Below are 23838 nucleotides of genomic sequence, written 5' to 3'. Positions count from 1 at the left end.
ACTAGCGCAGGTCTACCGCGCCTATTTGCGCCGCCCCTGATGGCGGATATTACCAGGGCGACCGCGTTTGCCAGCGGTGTATTTCCCCTTTTTCGGTGGACCCTTTTTATAGCTCGGCTTGCCCCGGCGCGGCGGCGGCCGGTTCCCGCGCGGCTCAATCGCTTGACCATCGGCATCCACAGGCACGAATTTCAGCGCCCCGGTCAGCGCATTCGCCTCCGCCAGTTGTAGCGTCAACTTGTCACCGGGCGAATAGCTGGTGCCGCTGTCCTCACCCACCAGAGATTGCGCTGCTTCTTCATAGCGGAAATGTTCTGCCCTCAAAGTGGAAACGGGCACCAGACCATCACCGCCAAGGCCAACGATTGTGGCAAAGAAGCCAAAGCCTTGAACGCCTGTAATGCGGGTTTCAAAGTTCTCGCCAACTCTGCCGGATAGCCAAGCGGCGACATAGCGATCAATTGTATCGCGTTCCGCCTCCATCGCCCTGCGCTCTGTCTGGCTGATTGCATCGGTGATCTGTTGCAGATTATCGCGGTCGCGCTCTGACAGCCCGCTTTTTTCCGGCAAAGGCACCTTTGGCTTCGGCTGTTCCAACTTATACGCATCCACCAAAGCGCGGTGCACGAGCAGATCGGCATAGCGGCGAATGGGCGATGTGAAATGCGCGTAAGACCCGAGTGCCAGGCCAAAGTGTCCCGAATTGGCCGGGCCGTAATAGGCCTGCATCTGAGTGCGCAGGACGGCCTCCATCACCTGTGCTTTTTCGTCCTCATCGCTCACATCTTTGAGCATGCGGTTAAAAAGGCTCGGCGTGATCACCTGGCCCAGCGCGAGCTTTTGTCCGAACGTCTCCAGATAATCGCGCAGCGCGATCAGTTTTTCCCGGCTTGGCGTCTCATGCACGCGGTAAACCAAAGGAGAGGTCTTCGCCTCCAGCGCCTGAGCCGCAGCGACATTGGCCGCAATCATAAAATCTTCGACCACGCGGTGAGCATCGAGCCGCTCACGCACAGCGATCTCTTCGATCTGACCTTGCTCATTGAGCACTACCCGCCGCTCTGGCAGGTCAAGATCCAGTGGATCACGCGCAGCGCGCGCGGCGGCGAGCGCCTTCCATGCGCCCCACAGATTGACGAGAAAGTCCGGCGTGTTGTCGCCGTCCACCGCCGCCTGCGCATCTTCATAGGCGATATTGTGATGGATGCGGACAATCGCGCGGGTGAAGCGATGGCTGGTGATTTTGCCCTTGGAATTGATCCGAAGATGGCACGCCATGGCCGCACGATCTTCTCCTTCGCGCAGGGAACAGACATCTGCGCTCAAAATCTCTGGCAGCATCGGCACCACCCGGTCCGGGAAGTAGATCGAATTGCCGCGCTTTCGCGCTTCTTTGTCGAGCGCGCTGCCCGGGCGGACATAATAGGATACGTCAGCAATCGCGACGAGCGCCCTGAAACCGCCCTCACCGTCCGGTTCCGCCCAGATGGCATCATCGTGATCGCGCGCATCGACCGGATCGATTGCTACGATGGGCAGATCACGCAGGTCTTCGCGCTTTTCCTCTGACAAATTCAGCTCAGTCGCGGTTTGCGCCTCTGCCAATGTCTCTTCTGGGAATGTTTGCGGGATGCCGTGCTTGGCAATCGCGATCAGGCTGAAGCTTTTCGGGGCGAGCGGGTCGCCGATCACTTCGACAACTTTAACGCCCGCGCGTTCAGAGCGGCCCACCCGCTCACACAGGACCAACTGCCCCTCTTCCGCTTCGCCTACATCGGCGATGGGAGACGAATTGCGGATGCGTTTGTCGACCGGTGCCAACCATGCCTTGCCGCGACCATCGAGCTCCACCACGCCGAGCAGACCTTCGCTGCGCGCGGGCAATTTCTTCATCGGATGGGCAATCCATCCAGTATCGGTTTCTTCGGCGCGGGACAGCACCCGGTCGCCGCGTTTGAGCGCAGGCATGCCTTTTGCACCGCGCCCACCTTTCATCTCTTTGACCGTTAGACGCGGCGGCTTATCCGGCGCATCGGCTGCCCAGTTCTCCGGGATCGCGATCGCTTCGCCGTCTTCGATGTCGACGACCTTCAGAACCGTGACTTTCGGCACACCTCCCATCCGGTGGTAAGCGGTCTTTTTGCCGTCGATCAGGCCTTCTTCGGCCATATCCTTAAGCAGCCGCTTAAGCGCGATCTTCTCCTGCCCTTTCAGGCCAAACGCCTTTGCGATCTCCCGCTTGCCTGTGGGGCCGTGGGCAGTCTGAATAAACTCCAGCACCTGCTTCGCACTCGGCAGGCCTGCGGGGCGTTTCATTTGTCTTTTGGCCATGAGAAATCCGTTCGTGCTGAGCCTGTCGACGTACAAACACTTGACTGGGCTCGCCCTTCGACAAGCTCAGGACGAGCGGTCTCTAATCGTTATCAGCGGCTTTCGCCACCGGCGCAAATGCTCCGCCGGGGACTGCGCTGGAAACAGGTGAGCAATAGCTGCCTGTGCAAGCGGCCACGCCCAGCAGCCAGTCATCGCCGCGCAGAGGAACGGCCAGCTCAATCTTGGGAGCATCGGTTGCGGGGATAGCGCTGCGGATATCCTCACCCTTGGTGCCATTCGGCAAAACGCCACGCCAATAGGATTCGTCGGTACGGCGGGCCTTGATCACATAGCGATCCGCCCCGGGAACCGCGTCCCATTCCAGCGCCGTATCCACCCGCACCGCCGCATCGGCGGTGACCGCTGGCGGCATCGGCGCCTTTGCCAGACGGTGAAGCGCGCGCACATTAAACTGCGAAGAGCGGGTCAGATAATCAAAGTCGATCTCGTCAACCGTATCACCATATTTGATGCCGTTCTCGGTGCGCAGGTCCTGATGCTGATGCTCATAATCTTCGACAGAGACCGCAATGCGGATCGCTGGATAGCCCTTATCGAGAAACGGGATTTGATCACCGCCCCGGCCCATACGGTCTGTCCGCCAGATCTGGCGCACTTGCATGCCGTCAGGATTGGCCTGAGCGAGATTACCGAGCCAACGGGCAAGATTACGTCCCGGCATGTCATTCTCACCGCCAAAACGGCGCTGTCTTGCACGCAGCTGCTCAGTGGAATCGGCACGTGGTCCTTCGGAGAATACGCGCACATGTTTCGCGTCGCACACTCCGTCTGACCCGCAAGAATTGCCGATCATATCGTTGTTGAGCACGGCCTTTACGGTCATGCCCTGTTCCTCCACCCAATCGGCGAGGATCCGCGCGCCATAGAGGCCTTGCTCCTCACCGGTCAGTAGCGCGTAAATAATGGTCGAGGGATATTGCTGCTTGGACAGGATACGGGAGGCCTCCAGGATCATCACGCTGCCAGAGCCATCGTCATTCGCGCCCGGCGCATCGTCAGTGCCATTGAGCGGATCGGTGACCCGGCTGTCATAATGGCCCTGCACGATGATTACTTCATTGGGGCGTTCCGTCCCGCGCTGAATCGCAACCGCATTTCGCACCAAGGTTGGTTGAGGGATGCGCCGCCCATCGGACTCGATAACACGCTCAACCGATTGAACCTCCAGGCAGTCATCGCAGCCCATCCCAATCCGGCGAAACTCATCCAGCGCCCAATTGACCGCCGCGCCAATTCCGCGCTTCGGATCGGTTTGAGACGACAAGGTATGCCGCGTGCCAAACCCGACAATGATGTCCATATCGGCGCGCAGGCGCTGTTCGGAAACCTGAGCAGCGAGACTGTCGTCAGTCGCGGCTGGAACATGGTCATCAGCTGCCAGTGGCGCAGCAACTAGCGAGGCGAGAATAGCGAGTTTTTTGATCATGCCGCAATGTTTGCCGCGACATGCGAGCGCGCGCAAGCTCTAGTAAGCGCGCGCCACCAGAATTCGCTCGACTGCAGGCTCACCTGTGAAGATGCAGGTGCCGTCTGCTGCATCGCTGCCGCGCGGGACATTGCGAAAGGTGAGTTTGTGCTCTTTTAAGCGCTCGACTACCTTTTCCAAAGCGTCCCCACTTGACTTTGACCACTGCACCTCGACCCAACCCGGATATTTTCCGCCTTTGGCAAAGTGGCTGGCCACGTCAGCCCATTCGCTGATCCCGCGGGTGATATTCGCATCGCGCCGCTCGCGCGCCTCGTTGAAGAGGTTAGCCTGGATGTCTTCCAGCATCGCGCCAATCTGGCCCGCGACATCCTCGCGTTTCGGCGCAGCAAAGGCGACCTTGCCATTCACTGGGTTCCACATTTTGTCACGGCGCAGCAGGCTGACCACGCCCGCTTCCATATCACGTCCGCCGACCTCGATGATAACCGGCGCGCCTTTGCGCACCCAATCCCAACGCTTGGCTGTCGCTTTGCCAGGCACAGTGTCGAGCCAGATTCGTGTCTTCTCACCCAGCGCGCTTTGCGCGGTCAGCTGGCCATAGAGCTCGCGGCAATATTGGAGCAGCGCCTCATCCTCTGGTTTGTCGCGCAACATAGGCAGGATGATCACTTGATGCGGTGCAATCGCGGGGGGCACACGCAGGCCATCATCGTCTCCGTGCGTCATAATCACGCCGCCAACCATGCGGGTCGAAACGCCCCAGCTGGTGGTGTGGCAATATTGCTGAGTGCCCTCGCGATCCTGAAACTGGATATTCGCAGCTTCTGCAAAATTGGTGCCGAGATAATGCGACGTGCCCGCTTGCAGGGCTTTGCCGTCCTGCATCATCGCCTCGATCGACCAGGTCTCTACCGCTCCGGGGAAACGCTCGTTCTCCGGCTTCTCGCCAGCGATCACCGGCATAGCCAGATCTTCCTCAGCACAGGCACGGTACATTTCCAGCGCGCGGTGCGTTTCTTCTTTGGCTTGCTCCTGATTTTCGTGGGCGGTGTGCCCCTCCTGCCAGAGAAACTCGCTGGTGCGCAGGAACATCCGCGTGCGCATTTCCCAGCGCACAACGTTGGCCCATTGGTTTGTGAGTAGTGGCAGGTTGCGCCAGCTTTGGATCCAGCGCGCCATCGCATCGCCAAAGATCGTCTCTGAGGTTGGCCGAACCACCAGCGGCTCTTCCAATTTCGCCTCAGGATCGGGTACCAATCCGCCCTCACCATCGGCGATCAAACGGTGGTGCGTGACAACCGCCATTTCCTTCGCAAAGCCGTCAACATGCTCCGCCTCACGCTCAAAATTCTTGAGCGGGATGAACAGCGGGAAATAACAGTTTTGCACGCCAGCGGCTTTGATCCGATCATCGAGAAGACGCTGTATACGCTCCCAAATGCCGTAACCCCATGGCTTGATCACCATGCAGCCGCGCACTCCGGATTCTTCGGCCAAATCAGCCTCGGCAATGACGGTTTGATACCATTTGGCGAAGTCGTCTTCGCGCTTCACATTTAGAGCGTGGCGGATGTTAGACACGGCGGGTCTCTCTCAAAATCTTAGAGCGGGTGTTGGGTTGATCGAGCGGTAGCGCTACGCCCGCTGCGCGCAATTCGCAAATGGTCGCAGGGCTATTTGCTCAACTCATCAAGTTTCTTTTGCATCGCTGCCATTTGTTCGCGCAGTGCATCAATCTCACCATTGCTGCTTGCACCAGATGCCGCGCCTGCGGCGGCTTTCGGCGCGGCGGACTTGCGCTTGTTTGCAACGCCCGGAATTAGAGCATCAGCCGCAGCACGCATCATAGCCATATTGGTTTCGTGGATGGCCGAAATCGGATTGTTCGACATGCCTTTCTCAAAGGCCTCGCGAATCTTGGTTTGGTTATCACGAAAATTGGCCATGCTAGCCTCAAGGTAAGACGGCACCATCGCCTGCATGGAATTGCCGTACATGCCAATCAGTTGGCGCAGGAAACTCACCGGCAGCATCTGCTCGCCATTGGCCTCTTCATCCATGATGATCTGGGTCAGAATCGAGTGGGTTATGTCATCGCCCGACTTTGCATCAAGCACCTGAAATTCAACATTGTCGCGGACCATTCCGGCAAGATCATCGAGCGTAATATAGCTTGATGAACTGGTGTTGTAGAGCCGCCGATTGGCGTATTTCTTGATGATGATCGCATCACCCGCTTCGCCAGTCTTGCGTGAACCTGATTTTGCGGCTTTGGACTTGCCTGCCATTATTTGGATCCCATGAATTTTGCGTTGCAGCGCGCTTAGCATCTGCACAATGTGCAGCGCAACATGAACGTTTCTAGGATCCGAAACGTTGTCCCAGAATGGTCAGCAATTCATACTGTGAAAGGCCGCTTTGCTGCGCAGCATTTTGCAGTTCATATGGCACAGACAGCCAGTCGCCCTCGCTCAGGCTTGGTGCCGCGCATAGGTCAACCACCACCATATCCATCGAGACTTTCCCGAGCAGCGGCAAAGGCGTTTCAGCGTGGGACAAATGCGTACCGCTGCGGCCATCCACATTGCCCCAACTGCGCAGGAAGCCATCGGCATAACCCAGCGAGACGGTGCCCACCCGCATATCACGGGACGCGATGAATTCGCCATTATAGCCAACGGCATCACCCACCTTTAACTCGCGCGTCTGGATGATTGCGGTCTCTGGAAATGCGACCTGTTTGATGGCGCCTGCGAGTTCTTGCCGCGCAATTCCACCGTATAAGGCAAGACCTGGCCGCGTCAGATCAAAGGCATAATCGCTGCCCAACGCAATCCCGGCGCTGTTGGCTAGGCTTAGAGAATTCCAATCGACATGTGCCTGCACCTCGCGAAAGCGCGCCAATTGCTGCGCATTCATTTCGCTGTTTTCATCGGCGCAAGCGAGGTGCGACATTAGCACATCGACATGGAGCTCTTTGATGGCCTCATCGCCAACCTCAGAAGGTGCAATGCCAAGCCGGTTGATCCCGGTATCGACCATCAGGTGGCAGCGGCCACCGCCGGCTTCGTTCCAACGTCGTGCCTGCTCGAGCGAATTGATGACCGGCACGGCTCCGCTCGCCTTGGCGTAAGCCACATCTTGTTCTGTCATCGGGCCATGCAAAACCGCAACATCGCTGGCATGCACGTGATGCGCGACCGCTTCGACCTCGCTCCAATGCGCGACGAAGAACTTCTCCGCACCGGCATCGCGAAGCGTCGGAACGCAGCGTTCAACACCTAGCCCATAGCAATCGGCTTTCACCGCCGCGCCAGCAGAGGCATCACCAGACATGGCATCCAACGCGCGCCAATTGCTGATCAATGCCGCATGATCAATCCGCAGGCGAAGACTTGTTGGCGCAGAATCAACCGACATCGTCGGTGAAGTCACGCGGAGGCCCGGACGGCAGGCCCCACCAAGCTACGACGAGCCCAAAGGCCACAACGATCCAAGTGTACCAAAGCCCAGAGTAGATGTTGCCCGTGCTGGCAACGATCACCCCGGCGATCAGAGGCAGGAACCCGCCAAGATAACCAGCCCCAATGTGATAAGGGATCGACATCGAGCTGTAGCGGATGCGCGGCGGGAACATCTCTGACAGCAGCGCCGCGACCGAGCCATAGGTCAGCGCTGACAGAACGCCGAGAGCGAGCAGCGCAGCGATGATACCCACGATGTTGATCAACGGCGGAACCTGCCGCGAGAAGTCGAACCCTGACTTGGTCAGCGCCTCTTGCAAACCAGTTGTCCGCGAAGCCGCACCCTCTTCCGTTTCTTCGAGCCACTCAGGCGCGATGGCAACCGGTTCGCCGCCAACGGTGATACCAAGATCGCCGCCCGGTTGAAGCGTGTAGGACACGCCGCTGCCGGTCAGGCTGCTCAAGATTTTGCCGCAGGGCGTCTGTTCGCGGTCAAACAATTCGGCGAACGGATCGGTCACGCATTGATCGCCGCTCACAACAACAGGCGTGCGTTCAGCCGCTTCGGCAAGACCCGGGTTGGCCAGGCTGCCCATGAACCAGAAGATCGGGAACAGCGTCACCAACGTCGCCAAGGCACCGATGATGATCGGCTTCTTGCGCCCGACCGTATCCGACCATTTGCCAACGATGAGATAGAGGCCGAGTGAAAGAAGTCCGGCGATCAGCAGGATGACTTCCACCGTCCCCTCATCGAGCCGCATATTCCCCTTAAGGAAGGACAGGCTTGAAAAGAATGCAGTGTACCAGATGGTCGTCAGGATCCCGCTGACACCGAACAGTGCGACAAAGATACGCTTCTTGTTGCCCGGATAAGTAAAGCTCTCAATGAACGGATTGCCAGAGGTTTCACCCGATTCCTTCATCGCCTGGAACACGGGGCTCTCAGACAGTTTGAGGCGCATCCACAGCGAAATCCCAAGCAGGATAATCGACAGCAGGAATGGCACTCGCCAGCCCCAATCCGCGAAGGCTTCTTCCGGGATGATCCAGCGACACAGCAAGACGACGATGATGGACAGCACAAAGCCCCCTGCCACACTCGCCTGGATGAAACTGGTGTAGAAACCGCGCTTTTCAGGAGGCGCGTGTTCAGCAACATAAATCGCCGCACCGCCATATTCACCGCCCAAGGCGAGGCCCTGCAACACGCGCAGGAAAATGACGATGATCGGGGCAATGATCACATATTGCTCACCATAGCTCTCTTTGAGCGTATCGACCGTGGGGATTAGCCCGACGCCAGCGGTCGCAATACCCATCAAAGTGACAGTCACAAGGAACGTGTATTTGCGCCCTAGTCTATCGCCGAGAAATCCAAACAGAATTGCGCCAATCGGGCGGAAGGCAAAGCCCAGCGCGAAGGTGGACCACACCAGCAGCAATGCCAGCGTCGGGTCATTCACGTCGTAAAACGCATCCTTCAGGATGTAAGCAAGCGTGCCGTAGATAAAGAAATCATACCATTCAAAGATGGTTCCGGCGCTGCTCGCACCGATCACCAGTTTGATTTCTTTCTCGCTTGGCTCGCGCTGCTTTAGCGCTTCCGCATCGACCATAAGCCCCGTGATCCTCTTCTGACTGGCCAATTTCTCTTGGCCTTATCCGGTAGCACTAGCTGCTCGTTTACCGAGAGGAAAGCGCGTTACTCGCAGCCTTCCACACGAGCATCAACGCACCGTGCCGTGCCGGATGCTCCAAAGCTGGCGTCAAAGCATCAAAACCCGGCCAATCCGGCATGTCCGCACCACCACTTAACCACTGCTCAACCTCATGCGTTTTGGTGATGATATCGGCTGCGCTGCGCCCCTGGACATCAGCGGCCACGATTGCAGCAGAGGCCTGTCCGATAGCGCAGGCAGTCACTTGCATGCCGATCCGCGAAATCGCCCCGTCCTCCCGGCAGTCGATCGCCAGTTCAATTGAACTGCCGCAGGTACGCGAACGCGCGTCGCCAATGAATTGAGACGCATTACCTAGAGGGTAATTGGCAAGTGATGCAGCCAGGCCGAGCAATTGCGGCGTATAAAGCTTGTTTGCCTTTACGCTTAGCCACAATCGGTCCATCACTCGATCAGACTGGCTTCGTCAGCAGCCTCAGCTTCGTCGGAGAGCTTCGCGCGCCGTTCCGCAATGGCGGACACCAATTGCCGGGAGAACGCGTCAGCTGCCGGATATGTCCGCGCAGTCGTGATCCAAGTCGGGCGGCCCTTGAAGCCCCAAACTGTGTCGAAACCAAGCGCCAGAACAGAGAATGCAAAAACGACGATCAACGCACCCTTGACCGCGCCAAAGCCAAAGCCGAGCACACGATCAATCGGGCCCAGAATGGAATTGCGTGATGCCTCACCCACATTATTCGCAATCACTTTCATCGCCGCATAGGGGATAAGCAGCAGAAGCGCGAAGGCGAGGATCGGCGTTGCCGGATCGGCATCGACGAAATCGCGAAGGCCATTGGTTAGCGGCGCATGCAAATAGTAAATCGCAAAGGCGGATAGCATCCAAGCCGCCAGCGAGAGGACCTCCTGCACCAGGCCCCGCATGAAACCACCAATCGCGGCAACTCCCACGATTATGAGCACGATTATGTCAAATATAGCCATCGGTATGGTGAATTATTCCGTCCCAACCACTTGGTCAACGAGGTTCGAAAGTTGTCCCAAACCGTGATAATTGAGCTTAGATGAGCCGAGCTTTTTATCGGACGGGCCATAGCCTCTCGCAAATCCCAGTTTCACGGCCTCTCTAAGACGCAGATCACCATGAGAAACCGGGCGAATTTCCCCAGCCAGCGATACTTCGCCGAACCACACCGCTTTGTCAGGTAGCGGCTTATCGGCGAGCGCTGACATCAAAGCCGCTGCGACTGCCAAATCAGCAGCGGGATCAGCCAGTCGGTACCCACCAGCGATATTAAGATACACCTCAGCCGAGGAGAAATTGAGGCCGCAGCGCGATTCGAGCACAGCGAGCAGCATCGCCAGCCTGCCATTGTCCCAGCCAACCACCGCACGGCGCGGTGTGGCGCCCGATTGCAACCTGACAATCAGTGCCTGTATCTCAACCAAGACGGGCCTTGTGCCTTCCAGGGCGGGAAAGACAGCGCTGCCTGCAAGCGGTTGGTCCCGCCCGGACAGAAACAGCATAGAAGGGTTCGTCACCTCTTCCAGCCCTTCATTCGCCATTGCAAAGACACCGATCTCATCGACCGCTCCGAAACGGTTCTTTAGCGCGCGCAGGATCCGGTATTGATGGCTGCGTTCTCCCTCAAAGCTCATTACCACATCGACCATGTGCTCCAGCACGCGCGGGCCAGCGATGTTGCCGTCTTTGGTGACGTGCCCGACCAGCACCAGCGCCGTGCCATTTTCCTTGGCATAACGGATCAGTTCGAGCGCACATCCGCGCACCTGACTGACCGTTCCTGGCGCGCCTTCGATTGTGTCGGAATGCATCGTTTGTATCAGATCGATTACCAGCAAGGCGGGCGGATCGCCTGCACCCAATGTGGTCAGAATATCGCGCACCGATGTTTCTGACGCGAGCCGGATCGGTGCATCAGCAATTCCCAAGCGCGCAGCGCGAAGGCGCACCTGCCCGGCGGCTTCCTCTCCGCTGACATAAACCACATCGCCATTAGAGCGCGCGATTGTGGCCGCCGTTTGGATCAGCAAAGTGGATTTTCCGATGCCGGGATCACCGCTCATCAGCACAGCTGAGCCTGGCACAAGGCCGCCGCCCAGCGCACGGTCAAACTCTGCGAGACCGGTCGGCCGTCGCTGAGGCAATTGCGCGGGGCCATCAAGCGGCACGAATTCCAAAGCTCGCCCGCCGCGCGAAAGATCGTGTTTCTGCGAGAACACCGTTGCCGGTGCGTCCTCCGTCATCGTGTTCCATTCAGAACAATCGGGACATTGCCCCTGCCAGCGGTGCGAAACTGAGCCGCATGCACCACATACATATCGCCGTTTGGTCTTTGCCATCCCAATTTCGTAGACGGAACATTTGCGGAACGCAATTGCCATTCCCGACTTTCCACGTCATCACGATTCTCATGCGGCAAAAAGAACTTCGTCTCGCTCTAGTCTGCTACGGCGGTGTCAGCCTTGCAGTGTATATGCATGGTGTCACCAAAGAGATCTGGCATCTGGCGCGCGCTAGCCGAGCGTTCCATGCCAATCGCGAGGCACCATGCAGCGGCGTCGCCAAGGTCTATTGCGATTTGCTGCGCGAGATTGAGCGCGATTACTCGCTCCGTCTACGCGTGATGCCTGACATTCTTACCGGGGCGAGCGCTGGCGGGATCAATGCTGTGTTTCTGGCTCAGGCGATCCATTCTGGGCATTCGCTTGAACCGCTTACCGACCTTTGGCTCAAAACCGCTGATGTCGAAGAGCTGACCGATCCCAAAGCGCAGCCGATGTGGCGCTATGCCAAAATCTGGGCTCAGCCGATTGCAGAGTGGGTGCTCAGCCGTCCTGGCAACGCCGTTAGCGAGAGCGTCTCGCCAGAGACCCGGACTGAAGTGCGACAAAAGGTCTCTCGCCTTGTCCGTGGTCGATGGTTCAGCCCGCCATTTTCTGGCGACAAATTCTCCAGCCTGCTGTTTGAAGCGCTGGAGGGCATGCGACTGGGCGAGCGCGGTGATCCTTTGCTGCCCCCCGGGCATCCGATCGATCTGTTTGTCACCACCACCGACTTTCGTGGTCATGTAGAGATGCTGCGCCTCAACAGTCCGCCGATTGTTGAAGAAACCGAGCATCGCACTCCGATCAGCCTGCGCGCGAGCACCCCGGCGGCGAGCAGCGAAGGGCTTACCAATCCGCTTGAGCTGGTGCTGGCAGCCCGTGCGACGGCGAGCTTTCCGGGAGCCTTCCCGCCGCTGCAACTGGCGGAGATTGATCGCTTGGCACAGCGCAAGGGGATCGATTGGACATCCCGTGCAAGCTTCCTCAACCGGATCATGCCTGTCCATATGCGTGACGGAACGCAGGACGGCGTGTCGCTGATTGATGGCTCCGTTCTGGTCAATGCTCCGTTCGGCGGCGCGATCAAGGCGCTGCATGGGCGCCCGGCGCAGCGGGAGGTTGACCGCCGGTTTGTCTACATTGATCCGCGCCCTGATCGAGTTGGGTCGGTCAACGAAAATCACGATTCGCCAATCGGCTTTTTCGGCGCGATTTTCGGTTCTTTATCGACCATCCCACGCGAACAGCCGATCAGAGACAATCTGGAACGGATTGAGCAGCAATCCCGCGATGCGGAGAGGTTGAGCCGGATCGTCCTGGGCCTGCGGCCAGAGATCGATCGCGCGGTAGAAAAATTGTTCGGAATGACGTTCTTCCTCGACAGTCCCAGCCCAAAGCGTCTGCACAATTGGCGCGCGAAAGCGCAGCAGGCGGCGGCTGAGCGATCCGGCTATGCGTTTCAAGCCTATGCTCAAACCAAGTTCAGCGGGATTATTGACCGTCTGGCAGAACTCACTCTTGAGGCGGCGCCCGAATTGTCTCTGGCAGACAGCATGCCGATTGCTGCTGCAATGCGCCGCGAATTGGAGCGTCGCGGGTTAAGTGACTTATCCGACGGCTGTGGCGGCGCAAGTGAAGCAGCGATCCAATTCTTCCGGGCGCACGACATCGGTTTTCGCATTCGACGATTGCGCCTGCTCGCACGCAGGCTGGCGCGTGATTGGGAAACCGATCCAGAGATACCGGACGATGCGCTCGATATCGCGAGAGAGAAAATCTACGACATTCTCGCGCTCTATTTCTCCGCCGACGATATCTCTGGGCTGAGCGACGAGTTCGCTGGCTATGCGCGGAACGCCTTGAAGGATCCGGGTGCCTTGCTGGATTATCTTGCTGAGCAGCGCCTGTTGCCCGAAACCGATCTGGAAGCGGAGCGGATTTTTGCAGACGCGCTGGCGCAAATGCCCAAGAACCTAAAGCGGCGGATGCTGCTGACCTATCTTGGCTTCCCGTTCTATGACGTGGCCACCCTGCCCCTGCTCCAAAACGAAGGTCTGACCGAATACAACCCCGTAAAGGTCGATCGAATTTCTCCCGATGATGCGCGCTCCATTCGAGAGGGCGGCACGCGGGCGACATTGCGCGGCATTGAGTTCTATAACTTCGGTGCGTTCTTCAGCCGGTCTTACCGCGAAAACGACTATGTCTGGGGCCGCTTACATGGGGCGGAGCGCATGATCGATCTGATCGCATCAACGGTCGATGCCGGGATGAAACCCGAAGCTGTCCGTTCAGCCAAACGCTCCGCATTCCTCGCCATTATTGACGAGGAATTGGAGGTTGGCAGATGCCGCGAGCATTTGCTGCGCGGGCTAAGGGACGAGATCCTCGCACGCTTTGCGTAAGGCCAAGCGCTCGCTTAGCCTTCGATGCTGTTCCAGATAGCGGTCACGAATGCGTCATCGCTGATAAAGCCCTCGCCGCGATCAAAGCCAGCCAGCGGTTTGGCCGCGACCGTTTCTTCCAGCGTCTTGCCAGCTTCATTGAGCGCTTCGACGCGGGACACTGCCTCGCCGATCATTGCGCGATAGGCGACCATTTCGGCTTTGTTCGACATGCCACCGTGGCCCGGAATAACCTTCGTCTCATCATCGATCATCGCAATCACGAGATCGAGCGTGGACATGAGGTTGTAAACGCTGCCGCCAGAGCGGGTGTCAACAAATGGGTAGCCCGGAATGTTGAAGTAGAGATCGCCCATGTGAACGACATTTGCCTTGTCCCACATTACCACGCTGTCGCCATCGGTGTGGCCGCCACCCAAGTAAGCCAGGTTGATGGTGTCGTCATTGAGATGGAAGCGGAGCCCCTGACCATAAGTCACAACTGGCAGAGCAACATCTGGGGCTGGCTCTCCATCACGACCGGATAGCGACGGGTCAGCCATGCGGACACGAACGTTATCGTGCGCGAAAATTGTCGCGCCAGTCTTGCCGAAGTTCTCATTCCCGCCGGTGTGATCGCCGTGCCAATGCGTGTTGACGACATATTTCACCGGGGTCGCGCCAAGCCCGGCCACAGCGGCTTCAATCTTTTCAGACAGCGGTGCGAACTGATCATCAATCATGACCGTCGCATCGTCGCCGTAACTGACCCCGATATTACCGCTTAGCGCCGAACAGAACCGCCACACCAGGTGCGATCTCTTCAACGGTGATTTCCACGTCATCAAGACTGCGCTGAGCATAGCTGGGAACGGCCAGCAATGGGGTTACAGCAGCGAGGGCAAAAACGGCGAAACGGTTCATAATTCTTCTCCAGTCGCCTGCGAAATAGCCATAAGCCGCACGGTTGTCGAGTTGACTAAGCGAGCCTTAGGCAGCGTCAAATGCGACAGTGAGTCGCTATTCAGTGCAACGAGGCTGATGCTATCTGGCTCTGTCTCAGAAGGCAGTGCCAGACGCCGCCTCACCCGCCAAAGGCATCTTTCAACTTGGAGAAAAAGCTGCGGCTTTCAGGGCATTCATCGCCGGTTTCGGTCTCACGAAACTCCTCGAGAATGTCCTTTTGCTTGCGGCTGAGCTTCGTCGGTGTTTCCACCGCAATCTCTACCACCAGATCGCCGCGCCCGCGCCCTTGCAGGACTGGCATACCGGCCCCGCGCACGCGCAATTGCTTGCCCGATTGAATGCCAGTTGGGATGTCGACCGAATTGGTTGAGCCATCAAGGTCAGGTATCTCAACACATCCACCCAGAGCCGCCGTCGTAAAGCTGACTGGAACGCGAGTTGCCAAAGTGGTGCCCTCGCGCTGGAACAGCTCATGCGGGGTTACGTGCACAAAAATGTAGAGATCACCGGGAGGGGCACCGCGAGCGCCCGCCTCACCCTTGCCCGACAGCCTGATACGCGTGCCAGTATCAACGCCAGGTGGAATTTCCACTGACAGGGCCTGAGCGCGATCAACACGCCCTTCCCCGCGGCACGAACCGCATGGTTCCTCTAGAACCGCGCCACGGCCGCTGCAGGTTGGGCAAGGCCGCTCAACGACGAACAGACCCTGCTTTGCCCGCACAGATCCGTGCCCGTGGCACAAATTGCACTGCCGCTCGCTGGTGCCGGGCGCCGCGCCCGAACCATCACAGGTGTCGCAGGCTTGAGAGACTTCGATCTCAATCTCGGTCGATTTGCCGTGGAATGCCTCTTCGAGGGAAACCTGCATGTCATAGCGCAGATCGGCGCCGCGCCGAGTTTGTTGCTTAGCCACCTGCAGCCCCGCCAAAGGCACTGCCAAAGATGGTCTCAAAAATATCGCCAATATCGCCGAAGTCGGCCTGACCGCGCCCGCCGCCAAAGCCGCCCCCGCCGCCGTTCATCCCTTGCTGGAATGCCTCGTGACCATAGCGATCATAGGCCGCGCGCTTTTGCGGGTCTTTGAGGACTTCATAGGCCTCGCCAATCGCTTTGAACTTCGCCTCTGCTTCCCCATCGCCTGGGTTGCGATCGGGGTGAAACTTCATCGCCAGCTTGCGATACGCACTTTTAAGCACGCTGCCGTCGGCATCGCGAGCGACCTCGAGCAATTGGTAATAATCTAATTGGGTAGCAGCCATGGTGACCTTGGTCCCTAAAACCTAGCTGCCGTCAGCGCAGGCCTTTGGTGGACCACACTAACGGCAGGATAGTTTTTCATGAGGACATCAGTCCTTGTTGTCTTCGTCCACTTCGGAGAATTCCGCATCGACAACGTCTTCGTCGTCTGACGCATCCGAAGAAGCATCGCCGTCGCCGCCGTCACCGGCCGCACCTTCAGCCTGCTCTTTCTCGTAGATTTGCTGACCCATTTTCATGGCCGCTTCGGTCAAAGCCTGAGACTTGGCGTTGATCTCATCAACATCATCGCCTTCCAGCGCGGTTTTCGCTTCGCCAAGGGCGGTTTCCACCGCAGACTTGGTATCCGCGTCAACCTTATCGCCGTGCTCTTCGAGCTGCTTTTCGGTCGCGTGAACAAGACTGTCGGCTTGGTTGCGAGCTTCCGCAGAGGCCCGGCGTTTCTTGTCTTCTTCAGCAAATTTCTCAGCGTCTTGAACCATCTGATCAATATCATTGTCGGACAGTCCGCCCGATGCCTGGATCTTGATCGTCTGTTCTTTGCCGGTACCTTTGTCCTTAGCAGAGACATTCACGATACCGTTCGCGTCAATGTCAAAGGTCACCTCAACCTGCGGAACGCCCCGCGGCGCAGGCGGAATGCCAACCAGATCAAACTGACCCAGCATCTTGTTATCCGCCGCCATTTCGCGCTCGCCCTGGAACACGCGAATGGTCACCGCATTCTGATTGTCTTCAGCGGTCGAATAGGTCTGCGTCTTCTTGGTCGGAATCGTCGTGTTGCGATCAATCATCCGGGTGAAGACACCGCCCAGAGTTTCGATGCCGAGCGACAATGGCGTCACGTCGAGCAGCAGCACGTCTTTAACGTCGCCTTGCAGAACGCCCGCCTGGATGGCCGCGCCCATGGCAACAACTTCGTCTGGGTTCACGCCGGTGTGCGGCTTCGCTTCGAAGAAACCTTCAACCACTTCGCGAACTTTCGGCATGCGTGTCATACCGCCAACCAAGATCACTTCGTCGATGTCATCTTTCGACACGCCCGCATCGGCCAGAGCCTTCTTACACGGCTCAAGCGTGCGCTTGATCAGATCGCCAACCAGCTTTTCAAGGTCAGATCGGCTGAGTGTTTCGACCAAGTGCAGCGGCGTGCTTGATCCGCCATCCATACGCGCCGTAATAAACGGCAGGTTGATTTCGGTCGTAGCCGAACTGGAAAGCTCAATCTTGGCCTTTTCAGCAGCTTCTTTCAGACGTTGGAGCGCAAGCTTGTCCTTGCGCAGGTCCATGTTCTCTTTCTTTTCAAACTCGCTGGCGAGCCATTCGACAATCGCACTGTCGAAATCTTCACCACCGAGGAACGTGTCGCCGTTGGTCGACTTCACTTCGAATACGCCGTCGCCAATTTCGAGCACAGATACGTCAAACGTACCGCCACCAAGGTCATAAACAGCGATCGTCTTGCCGTCGTTCTTGTCCATGCCATAGGCGAGCGCCGCAGCGGTTGGTTCGTTGATGATCCGTAGCACTTCAAGACCAGCGATTTGACCGGCGTCTTTCGTCGCCTGACGCTGAGCATCGTTAAAGTATGCAGGAACGGTAATAACGGCCTGTTCCACGGTCTCACCGAGATAACTCTCAGCGGTTTCTTTCATCTTTTGCAGGATGAAAGCGGAAACTTGGCTTGGCGAATAATCTTCATCGCCCGCCTTTACCCATGCGTCGCCATTTTTGCCTTTGACGATATCATACGGGACCAGGCCCATATCTTTCTTCGTCAACGGGTCGTCGAAGCGGCGACCGATCAGGCGCTTAATCGCGAACAGAGTGTTGTCGGGATTGGTAACAGCCTGACGCTTGGCCGGTTGGCCGATCAGACGTTCGCTATCCTTGGTAAAGGCGACAATAGAAGGCGTGGTGCGCGCGCCTTCAGAATTTTCAATAACTTTAGGCTTGCCCCCGTCCATTACAGCCACACACGAGTTGGTGGTGCCGAGGTCGATGCCGATTACTTTACCCATTATTTCCCCATCCATTTCAGGTTGTTGGACGTTGCCTGTGGTGCTCCCCAGAATTGGCGGAACCGTTTGGCAACTCGTTTGTAGGCGGGATATAGGTGCGGTTTTGCTTGGCACAAGGGATGGATGCGCCTACTTTTCGCACCATCCAACAAGGGGACTACAACGTGAAAATGACACAAACATCGTCTGCCTTTCTACGCGGCATCACTTTGGCGGCCTGCCTGGGCGTAGCGGCCTGCGGAGAAGAGGCACCTGCCCCAGAGCCGGTCGATACAATTGAAGGGATCACGATTTCGGATGCGCGCCTTGTGCTTCCGCCAGTGTCCGGCAACCCCGCGGCGGTCTATTTCAACCTCAGCTATGATGGGGATCGCGGGATCGCGGTCAGCGGGGCAGAGGTGACAGGCGCGAAGAGCGCAACTGTTCACGATATGATGGAATATGATTTCAAGATGACCATGGCCGAGGCGGGACCTGTTCCGCTCACCAATGGCACCGAAATTGCGTTCGAACCTGGCGCAAAGCACGTCATGGCATTTGAACTGGATGAGAGCCTTCAGGCAGGCGGAACCGCCGAAGTAATGCTCAAAATTTCAGGTGGTAAGCGGCACAAGTTCGAAGCTGAAGTGCGCGCGGCGGGCGAAGAACGCTGAGCGAAAACCCCTCACCCACGGCTCAAAATCACGCGCTCGTCCCGGCCTGCCCGGTCGGCGGCGAACGCACTTTGACGCCGGGTGAAATTGGAATTGCAAAGACCGTATTTGGAACCGCGATTGACTATGAAGCGGTGCGCATCAGGCGCCGCAAGTGGTTTCCCTTTCAACCGCGTAAAGTCACCATGGCCCCGCGCGGACATCTGCATTTTCATCCCGATGGTGCAGCCTATTGCGATGATTTCTCAGACGAAGGGTTAATCCGGCAAGGGTTGCTGATCCACGAGCTCACTCATGTCTGGCAAACCCAAACGCGCGGCGATTGGTATTTGCTGCTGAATCGCCACCCCTTCTGCCGCTATGATTACACGCTCAAACCCGGCCAGCCCTTCGCCTCTTATGGCATTGAGCAGCAGGCAGAGATCGTAAAGCACGCATTTTGGATGCGGCAGGGCGTGCGCGTTACAGGCGTGGCCGACAAGTCAGCCTATGATGGCTTAGTCCGGTTTCCGGGTGCGACTCTGCCGGGTTAAATACAGCTGACATCAAAGAGAGCTAAGGTCGAACGACCGGTTAAACTCTGCCGCAATGCTCTTCGACTCTACAGGACCTACTCCATTCTTGGTCACATGCTCCCAAACACTACCAAAGCGGCCGCACAAGAATATGTAGCGACAAATCGCCATCAGTGTGCCGCGATCAAGGACACCTCCATGCTTACCTCCGAAATGTCCCTCAATTGAGTAGAAGCCAAGGTGATCCGGGTTGTCCTCATGTTTGTCCAAGTAATCACAAACCTTCTTAACTTGGCCCTCTGTGATCAGAAAGTCAGCTTTGAAGAGTTCTGATATCCGAGAGTCATCTAAATAAGGATAAATGCGATTGGACCACGCATAGCCAAGAGTATCATGACCCGTCTCACGGCACTCTCGAACAACCGCAATGCGTGCAAGCTCAAAGTCTCGTGTCATACCTCCTCCGGCTTCTTAGCTACGCCAACCATGGCCGGACGCAGCAAGCGGTCTTTGATCATCCAACCTGCTTGCATTTCCTGAATGATTGTGCCCGGCTCGTGCTCATCGCTGGGCACCTCAAGCATCGCCTGGTGCTGATTCGGATCAAGCGGCAAACCAACCGCAGCTACACGCTCAATGCCGTGACTTTTGAAGACCTTCTCTAACTCCCGCTGAGTGGCCTCAATACCGGTTACCAGGCCTTTCATCTTCTCATCTTCGCGCAGGCTCTCAGGGATGGCCTCAATCGCGCGGGAGAGATTGTCCGCCACGCTCAAAACGTCACGTGCAAAGCCGGTCGCGGCATAGGCGCGCGCATCGCCGACGTCTTTCTCCATCCGGCGGCGCACATTTTGCGTCTCCGCCTTGGCATACAACGTCTCTTGCTTGGATTCTTCCAGATCACGGCGAAGCGATTCCAGCGCCTCGCTAAAATCATCTTCTTCACCGCCCTCAGCATCTTGAGCCTCAGGATCGTCAAGAAACTCCTCCGGCACGCCTTTCAGTTCTGCTTCTGCCGCTTCGTCGTGCGGCTTATCATTGTCGATCATCGTCGTCTTGTGTCCAAATTATGCAATGAGTTTGCCCAAAGAACGGGCTGTTAAATCCACCATGGGGACCACGCGCGCGTAATTCAACCGCGTCGGCCCAATCACACCCAGAACTCCAACCACCCTTCCCTCTCTGTCGCGATAGGGCGAGGCTATGACGGAAGAGCCCGAAAGCCCAAACAGGCGGTTCTCGCTGCCGATAAAAATGCGGGTTGCCTCAGCCTCGCGCGCATTATCAAGCAAAGCGGCAACTGACTGTTTGTTCTCTAGGTCGTCAAGCAGCGAGCGGACACGGTCTATGTCCTCCATCGCCGCATCATCCAGCAGATTGGACGCACCGCGCACGATCAGGACGGGGCGTTCCTCTGTGTCTTCGCTCCAAACGGCCAACCCGCGCTCAACCAGATCTTTGCTCGCGTCATCAAGTTGAGACTGTCCGGTTTTGATCTCTTGTCGCATCGCCGCGGCCGCATCGCTCAGCGTCCTGCCTGAAAGCCGCGCGGTGATGTAATTGGTCGCTGCCTCCAGCGCGCTTGCAGACACTGCCCCACCGAGCTCCAAAACCCGGTTTTCGACCCCGCCATCCTCACCGACTAGGACAGCCAGGGCTCTACCTTGACCCAGATCCACAAGATTGAACTGCGCCAATTGCTGCTCGCGTGTGGGCACCATGACCATGCCAGCAGCGCCCGATAGGTCTGACAGCACAGAGCTTGCCTGCTCCAGCGCTTGCTCCACCGGCCCAGGTTCGCCGAGCCGCTGTTCTATCTGCGCGCGCTCTTCTGCTGTTGGTTCAGCGACCTGCATCATACCATCGACAAACAATCTGAGGCCGATATCGGTGGGTAATCGCCCCGCGCTGGTATGGGGCGCGGCAAGTAGCCCCACACTCTCCAGATCAGCCAATACCGAGCGGATGGAGGCTGAGCGAAAGGTTCAGGCCACTGTCGCCCGACAGCGTTTTCGAACCAACCGGCTGGCCATTATTCATATAGCCTTCCACCACACGGCGAAAAATCTCGCGCGCCCGATCGGTCATTTCTGAAATTGGTGGTGAGGCCATGCGTGCTATTTAACGTGAAACTATCCCGAGCCAAGCCCGGCCGTGCCCTTGCCGCCACTCTTTTGTCCCGCCAAACCGGCGACCAAGCGAGATCGAACATAGGAAAACATCATGCGACCATCTGGCCGCGCGCCTGACGAAATGCGCGCAATCACTATCGAAACCGGCTTTACCAAACACGCAGAAGGGTCTTGCCTCATCAGCTTTGGCGACACCCGCGTGCTGTGCACGGCCAGTGTCGAAGAACGTATTCCGCCATGGCTGCGCGGCAAGGGCGAAGGCTGGGTCACCGGTGAATATTCGATGCTACCGCGCGCGACGCACACACGGGGCTCTCGCGAGGCAGCTCGCGGCAAGCAAACGGGCCGGACTCAAGAAATTCAGAGGCTTATCGGGCGCTCTTTGCGCGCTGTGGTCGACCTTAAGAAACTCGGCGAGCGGCAAATCACCTTGGATTGCGACGTGATCCAGGCCGACGGCGGCACGCGCACAGCGTCAATTTCTGGCGCATGGGTTGCCCTGCGCCTGGCGGTCAATGGCTTGATCGCATCCGGCGATATCAAGGAAGACCCGATCACCGCACAGGTCGCAGCGATCTCTTGCGGCATCTACAAGGGCACACCAGTCCTCGACCTCGATTACCCAGAGGATAGCGATGCGGACGCGGATGCGAACTTCGTGCTGATCTCAGGCGGACAAATCGCCGAGGTTCAGGCGACTGCAGAGGGCGCCACCTATGATGAAGAAGGCCTGCTGCGCCTGCTCCGTCTCGCGAACATCGGCTGCGATGGCATTTTTGCAGAGCAATTGAAGGCGACCGGCGCATAAACCAATGGGTCCGGTTCGCTATTCAATCTCGGAAGAATTACAGCTCGCATTCTGGAAGCTAAATTTTACCAGCAATCTGCCGCGCGCGCTTGCAGTTATAGCGGCGATAGTTGTCATCTTGGGCATTCTGGTGTTTGTCTTTGAAGATTGGGTCGCTGCGCTGACCGCAATGATCTGCATTATGCTTGGTGGAACGGCCACCTTACTGTGCATACGTTTTATCCTGTTCCCACGACAAGCGAAGAAGGCCTGGGCCGACTATGCTTTGATAAAAGAGCATGTCGATCTGACCTTGGATGAGGCAGGTTTTTTACTTGTCCAACCATCGGCGCATGTGGACGCCAAATGGACACAGATCGTCAGATGGAACGAGCAAGATGAATTGTTCGCAATGTATTTGAACAGCCAGCTCGCTTATATTCTGCCCAAGGATCAGGTAGGTAAGGAGATCATTGACTTCGCACGCGAGCGATTGATTGCATCCGGCCTTGTTACAAAGGGAAAGCGCCGAAAATGACCAAACTTGGCTCTGGATCGCTCGTAATTGCAACGCACAATGCGGGTAAGCTGAAAGAGATTTCGGCACTACTCGATCCTTATGGGATGAAGTGCATCTCGGCCGGATCGCTTGGCCTGCCAGAGCCGCCCGAGACTGGCAAAACGTTCACTGAAAACGCTTTGATCAAAGCGCGGGCTGCGGCTGAAGCATCAGGTCTGGCCGCCCTTGCTGACGATAGCGGCCTGTCCGTGGACGCATTGGATGGACGGCCTGGGATCTACACCGCCGATTGGGCGGAGAGGCAATGGTTTGAAGGCGATCCTGGCCGCGATTGGTACATGGCCATGGGCAAAGTCGAAGGATTGCTGGCACAGCAGGGAGCGGATGTTGACCGAAGCGCAGCCTTCCACTGCGTGCTCGCCATCGCATGGCCCGATGGTCAACACGTGGTTTATGAAGGCAAATGCCCGGGCAGCCTAACCTGGCCTCCACGAGGCGAAATGGGCTTTGGCTATGACCCAGTGTTCCTGCCCTCCTCACGCGAAGGCGACGAAACTTTTGCCGAGATCGATCCAGCAGAAAAACACAGCATCAGCCACCGTGCCGATGCCTTTGCCAAGCTCGTCGCAGATCAGTTCGGCGCCTGACCAGAGGGATCAGTAGGCAAATTGCCCTGAGACATTGCCCGGCGGCGAATAACGGCAGACGAGGTAGTCGCGGCCCGAACCGGTAGCGACCCCGCATCCAAGTTCTGTTGAGTTTGCCCAAATGATCTGGGTGTAGTGACCGACGTCGGTCCAATCGCCCGTATTGCTGACATAGGGGAAGCGATCGTGGATGTAGAATTGCTTTTCGCTGATCCAACCATCCGCCATCACTTCGTAAGTGAATGCCCCCTCGGTGCCTGCCCATAGGTTCTCGCCCTGATTGGGGCGCGAGGCGCTGGTGCTGTGCTCGAAGCGACCCGTGCGGGCGAGTTCTTCAGCATAAGCAAGCGCTTGGCGGCTCAAGTCATCGTCCAAGGTCATCGGCGCAACGCCGACTTCCTGGCGCGCGTCATTGTGTTCCGCCAGCATCACCCGAAGCATATCGTCCTGACGCGTCGTTTGCGTGCCGCCGGTTGGTGGCGGCGGTGGAGGAGGCGGTGGCGGGGGAGGAGCAGGCGGCGGTGACGACGACGTTCCGCCTGTCGCAGCCGTGTTAGTGCTCGGTGAAGAACCGCTCTCGCCGCCGCCGCAGCCAGACGCAACGAGGATGATCGCGACTGGCGCGATCATTTTGC

At 57.7% G+C, this 23838-nt stretch carries 21 protein-coding genes and 2 pseudogenes; 6 read left to right on the top strand and 17 right to left on the bottom strand.

Annotated features, from left to right (window positions below; translation table 11 throughout):
- Positions 1–21: 21 nt before the first annotated feature.
- The 9 genes from rnr to radA form a co-directional block, all read right to left on the bottom strand.
- The gene (rnr, locus tag AC0V6Z_RS11660) at positions 22–2331 is read right to left on the bottom strand and encodes a ribonuclease R (protein WP_472638649.1); all 2310 of its coding nucleotides are present in this window, start codon (positions 2329–2331) and stop codon (positions 22–24) included.
- An 82-nt stretch (positions 2332–2413) separates the two neighbouring features.
- Positions 2414–3820: a M28 family peptidase gene (locus AC0V6Z_RS11655; protein WP_472638648.1), complete on the bottom strand. Its 1407-nt coding sequence runs from the start codon at positions 3818–3820 to the stop codon at positions 2414–2416.
- Between the two features lie 39 nt (positions 3821–3859).
- Positions 3860–5404 (bottom strand): proline--tRNA ligase, encoded by a 1545-nt coding sequence (proS, locus tag AC0V6Z_RS11650; RefSeq protein WP_472638647.1) that lies wholly within the window; start codon positions 5402–5404, stop codon positions 3860–3862.
- A 92-nt stretch (positions 5405–5496) separates the two neighbouring features.
- A complete protein-coding gene (gene phaR, locus AC0V6Z_RS11645; protein WP_472638646.1) occupies positions 5497–6111 on the bottom strand; it encodes a polyhydroxyalkanoate synthesis repressor PhaR in 615 nt (204 codons plus the stop codon).
- 73 nt (positions 6112–6184) lie between these two features.
- On the bottom strand, positions 6185–7243 hold the full coding sequence (alr, locus tag AC0V6Z_RS11640) for an alanine racemase (RefSeq protein WP_472640902.1): 1059 nt from the start codon (positions 7241–7243) through the stop codon (positions 6185–6187).
- Complete coding sequence (locus AC0V6Z_RS11635) at positions 7233–8906, bottom strand: MFS transporter (protein ID WP_472640901.1); 1674 nt, start codon at positions 8904–8906, stop codon at positions 7233–7235. Before AC0V6Z_RS11635 ends, alr begins: the two co-directional genes overlap by 11 nt.
- 67 nt (positions 8907–8973) lie before the next feature.
- Complete coding sequence (locus AC0V6Z_RS11630) at positions 8974–9414, bottom strand: iron-sulfur cluster assembly scaffold protein (protein ID WP_472638645.1); 441 nt, start codon at positions 9412–9414, stop codon at positions 8974–8976.
- Positions 9414–9953: a CvpA family protein gene (locus tag AC0V6Z_RS11625; protein ID WP_472638644.1), complete on the bottom strand. Its 540-nt coding sequence runs from the start codon at positions 9951–9953 to the stop codon at positions 9414–9416. The genes AC0V6Z_RS11630 and AC0V6Z_RS11625 overlap by 1 nt, the downstream gene beginning before the upstream one ends.
- Positions 9954–9965: 12 nt before the next feature.
- A complete protein-coding gene (radA, locus tag AC0V6Z_RS11620) occupies positions 9966–11333 on the bottom strand; it encodes a DNA repair protein RadA (RefSeq protein ID WP_472638643.1) in 1368 nt (455 codons plus the stop codon).
- Between the two features lie 71 nt (positions 11334–11404).
- Between radA and AC0V6Z_RS11615 the strand changes: the two genes are divergently transcribed.
- Positions 11405–13723 carry a patatin-like protein gene (locus AC0V6Z_RS11615; RefSeq protein ID WP_472638642.1) on the top strand — a complete coding sequence of 773 codons (2319 nt, stop codon included), beginning with the start codon at positions 11405–11407 and terminating at the stop codon, positions 13721–13723.
- A gap of 14 nt (positions 13724–13737) precedes the next feature.
- On the opposite strand, the gene AC0V6Z_RS11610 is transcribed toward AC0V6Z_RS11615, so the two are convergent.
- The 4 genes and pseudogenes from AC0V6Z_RS11610 to dnaK form a co-directional block, all read right to left on the bottom strand.
- Positions 13738–14529, bottom strand: coding sequence for an MBL fold metallo-hydrolase (locus tag AC0V6Z_RS11610; RefSeq protein ID WP_486176480.1), 792 nt, complete (start codon positions 14527–14529; stop codon positions 13738–13740).
- On the bottom strand, positions 14480–14626 hold the full coding sequence (locus AC0V6Z_RS11605; RefSeq protein WP_472638640.1) for a hypothetical protein: 147 nt from the start codon (positions 14624–14626) through the stop codon (positions 14480–14482). Before AC0V6Z_RS11605 ends, AC0V6Z_RS11610 begins: the two co-directional genes overlap by 50 nt.
- Positions 14627–14786: 160 nt before the next feature.
- Positions 14787–15930: pseudogene (gene dnaJ, locus AC0V6Z_RS11600) on the bottom strand (molecular chaperone DnaJ).
- An 87-nt stretch (positions 15931–16017) separates the two neighbouring features.
- On the bottom strand, positions 16018–17949 hold the full coding sequence (gene dnaK, locus AC0V6Z_RS11595; RefSeq protein ID WP_472638639.1) for a molecular chaperone DnaK: 1932 nt from the start codon (positions 17947–17949) through the stop codon (positions 16018–16020).
- Between the two features lie 170 nt (positions 17950–18119).
- Between dnaK and AC0V6Z_RS11590 the strand changes: the two genes are divergently transcribed.
- Both AC0V6Z_RS11590 and AC0V6Z_RS11585 read left to right on the top strand, forming a co-directional pair.
- Positions 18120–18602 (top strand): copper chaperone PCu(A)C, encoded by a 483-nt coding sequence (locus AC0V6Z_RS11590; RefSeq protein ID WP_472640900.1) that lies wholly within the window; start codon positions 18120–18122, stop codon positions 18600–18602.
- A gap of 71 nt (positions 18603–18673) precedes the next feature.
- The gene (locus AC0V6Z_RS11585; protein WP_472638638.1) at positions 18674–19135 is read left to right on the top strand and encodes a vgr related protein; all 462 of its coding nucleotides are present in this window, start codon (positions 18674–18676) and stop codon (positions 19133–19135) included.
- 12 nt (positions 19136–19147) lie between these two features.
- Here the strand turns inward: AC0V6Z_RS11585 and AC0V6Z_RS11580 are convergent, their stop codons facing one another.
- The 3 genes and pseudogenes from AC0V6Z_RS11580 to hrcA all read right to left on the bottom strand — a co-directional run bounded on the left by AC0V6Z_RS11580 (position 19148) and on the right by hrcA (position 21229).
- Entirely contained in the window at positions 19148–19573 is a 426-nt protein-coding gene (locus AC0V6Z_RS11580) for a hypothetical protein (protein ID WP_486176479.1), read from the bottom strand.
- On the bottom strand, positions 19570–20166 hold the full coding sequence (grpE, locus tag AC0V6Z_RS11575; protein ID WP_472638637.1) for a nucleotide exchange factor GrpE: 597 nt from the start codon (positions 20164–20166) through the stop codon (positions 19570–19572). Before grpE ends, AC0V6Z_RS11580 begins: the two co-directional genes overlap by 4 nt.
- Positions 20167–20184: 18 nt before the next feature.
- Positions 20185–21229 (bottom strand): annotated as a pseudogene (gene hrcA, locus AC0V6Z_RS11570) (heat-inducible transcriptional repressor HrcA).
- 111 nt (positions 21230–21340) lie between these two features.
- Between hrcA and rph the strand changes: the two are divergent.
- Genes rph through rdgB form a run of 3 tightly spaced genes read left to right on the top strand, consistent with a single transcriptional unit; the run spans position 21341 to position 23203 of the window.
- Positions 21341–22057 (top strand): ribonuclease PH, encoded by a 717-nt coding sequence (gene rph / locus AC0V6Z_RS11565; protein ID WP_472638636.1) that lies wholly within the window; start codon positions 21341–21343, stop codon positions 22055–22057.
- Between the two features lie 4 nt (positions 22058–22061).
- Positions 22062–22574 carry a YcxB family protein gene (locus AC0V6Z_RS11560; protein WP_472638635.1) on the top strand — a complete coding sequence of 171 codons (513 nt, stop codon included), beginning with the start codon at positions 22062–22064 and terminating at the stop codon, positions 22572–22574.
- The gene (gene rdgB, locus AC0V6Z_RS11555) at positions 22571–23203 is read left to right on the top strand and encodes an RdgB/HAM1 family non-canonical purine NTP pyrophosphatase (protein ID WP_472638634.1); all 633 of its coding nucleotides are present in this window, start codon (positions 22571–22573) and stop codon (positions 23201–23203) included. Before AC0V6Z_RS11560 ends, rdgB begins: the two co-directional genes overlap by 4 nt.
- A 9-nt stretch (positions 23204–23212) precedes the next feature.
- Here the strand turns inward: rdgB and AC0V6Z_RS11550 are convergent, their stop codons facing one another.
- Complete coding sequence (locus AC0V6Z_RS11550; RefSeq protein WP_472638633.1) at positions 23213–23833, bottom strand: CAP family protein; 621 nt, start codon at positions 23831–23833, stop codon at positions 23213–23215.
- Positions 23834–23838 lie beyond the last annotated feature (5 nt).

Source organism: Erythrobacter sp. SN6-5 (assembly GCF_057364945.1).
The sequence above is the reverse complement of the archived record's forward strand: the minus strand, read 5'-3'. Positions and strand labels throughout refer to the sequence as shown.

What these genes read in the sequence shown, in the direction of transcription:
- AC0V6Z_RS11635 (WP_472640901.1), bottom strand. Translation starts at nt 8,906, where the DNA reads ATGGTCGATGCGGAAGCGCTAAAGCAGCGCGAGCCAAGCGAGAAAGAA.
- AC0V6Z_RS11550 (WP_472638633.1), bottom strand. Translation starts at nt 23,833, where the DNA reads ATGATCGCGCCAGTCGCGATCATCCTCGTTGCGTCTGGCTGCGGCGGC.
- AC0V6Z_RS11590 (WP_472640900.1), top strand. Translation starts at nt 18,120, where the DNA reads ATGACACAAACATCGTCTGCCTTTCTACGCGGCATCACTTTGGCGGCC.
- rph (WP_472638636.1), top strand. Translation starts at nt 21,341, where the DNA reads ATGCGACCATCTGGCCGCGCGCCTGACGAAATGCGCGCAATCACTATC.
- alr (WP_472640902.1), bottom strand. Translation starts at nt 7,243, where the DNA reads ATGTCGGTTGATTCTGCGCCAACAAGTCTTCGCCTGCGGATTGATCAT.
- rdgB (WP_472638634.1), top strand. Translation starts at nt 22,571, where the DNA reads ATGACCAAACTTGGCTCTGGATCGCTCGTAATTGCAACGCACAATGCG.
- AC0V6Z_RS11615 (WP_472638642.1), top strand. Translation starts at nt 11,405, where the DNA reads ATGCGGCAAAAAGAACTTCGTCTCGCTCTAGTCTGCTACGGCGGTGTC.
- AC0V6Z_RS11580 (WP_486176479.1), bottom strand. Translation starts at nt 19,573, where the DNA reads ATGACACGAGACTTTGAGCTTGCACGCATTGCGGTTGTTCGAGAGTGC.
- dnaK (WP_472638639.1), bottom strand. Translation starts at nt 17,949, where the DNA reads ATGGGTAAAGTAATCGGCATCGACCTCGGCACCACCAACTCGTGTGTG.
- AC0V6Z_RS11560 (WP_472638635.1), top strand. Translation starts at nt 22,062, where the DNA reads ATGGGTCCGGTTCGCTATTCAATCTCGGAAGAATTACAGCTCGCATTC.
- rnr (WP_472638649.1), bottom strand. Translation starts at nt 2,331, where the DNA reads ATGGCCAAAAGACAAATGAAACGCCCCGCAGGCCTGCCGAGTGCGAAG.
- radA (WP_472638643.1), bottom strand. Translation starts at nt 11,333, where the DNA reads ATGGCAAAGACCAAACGGCGATATGTATGTGGTGCATGCGGCTCAGTT.
- AC0V6Z_RS11655 (WP_472638648.1), bottom strand. Translation starts at nt 3,820, where the DNA reads ATGATCAAAAAACTCGCTATTCTCGCCTCGCTAGTTGCTGCGCCACTG.
- AC0V6Z_RS11605 (WP_472638640.1), bottom strand. Translation starts at nt 14,626, where the DNA reads ATGAACCGTTTCGCCGTTTTTGCCCTCGCTGCTGTAACCCCATTGCTG.
- AC0V6Z_RS11630 (WP_472638645.1), bottom strand. Translation starts at nt 9,414, where the DNA reads ATGGACCGATTGTGGCTAAGCGTAAAGGCAAACAAGCTTTATACGCCG.
- grpE (WP_472638637.1), bottom strand. Translation starts at nt 20,166, where the DNA reads ATGATCGACAATGATAAGCCGCACGACGAAGCGGCAGAAGCAGAACTG.
- phaR (WP_472638646.1), bottom strand. Translation starts at nt 6,111, where the DNA reads ATGGCAGGCAAGTCCAAAGCCGCAAAATCAGGTTCACGCAAGACTGGC.
- AC0V6Z_RS11625 (WP_472638644.1), bottom strand. Translation starts at nt 9,953, where the DNA reads ATGGCTATATTTGACATAATCGTGCTCATAATCGTGGGAGTTGCCGCG.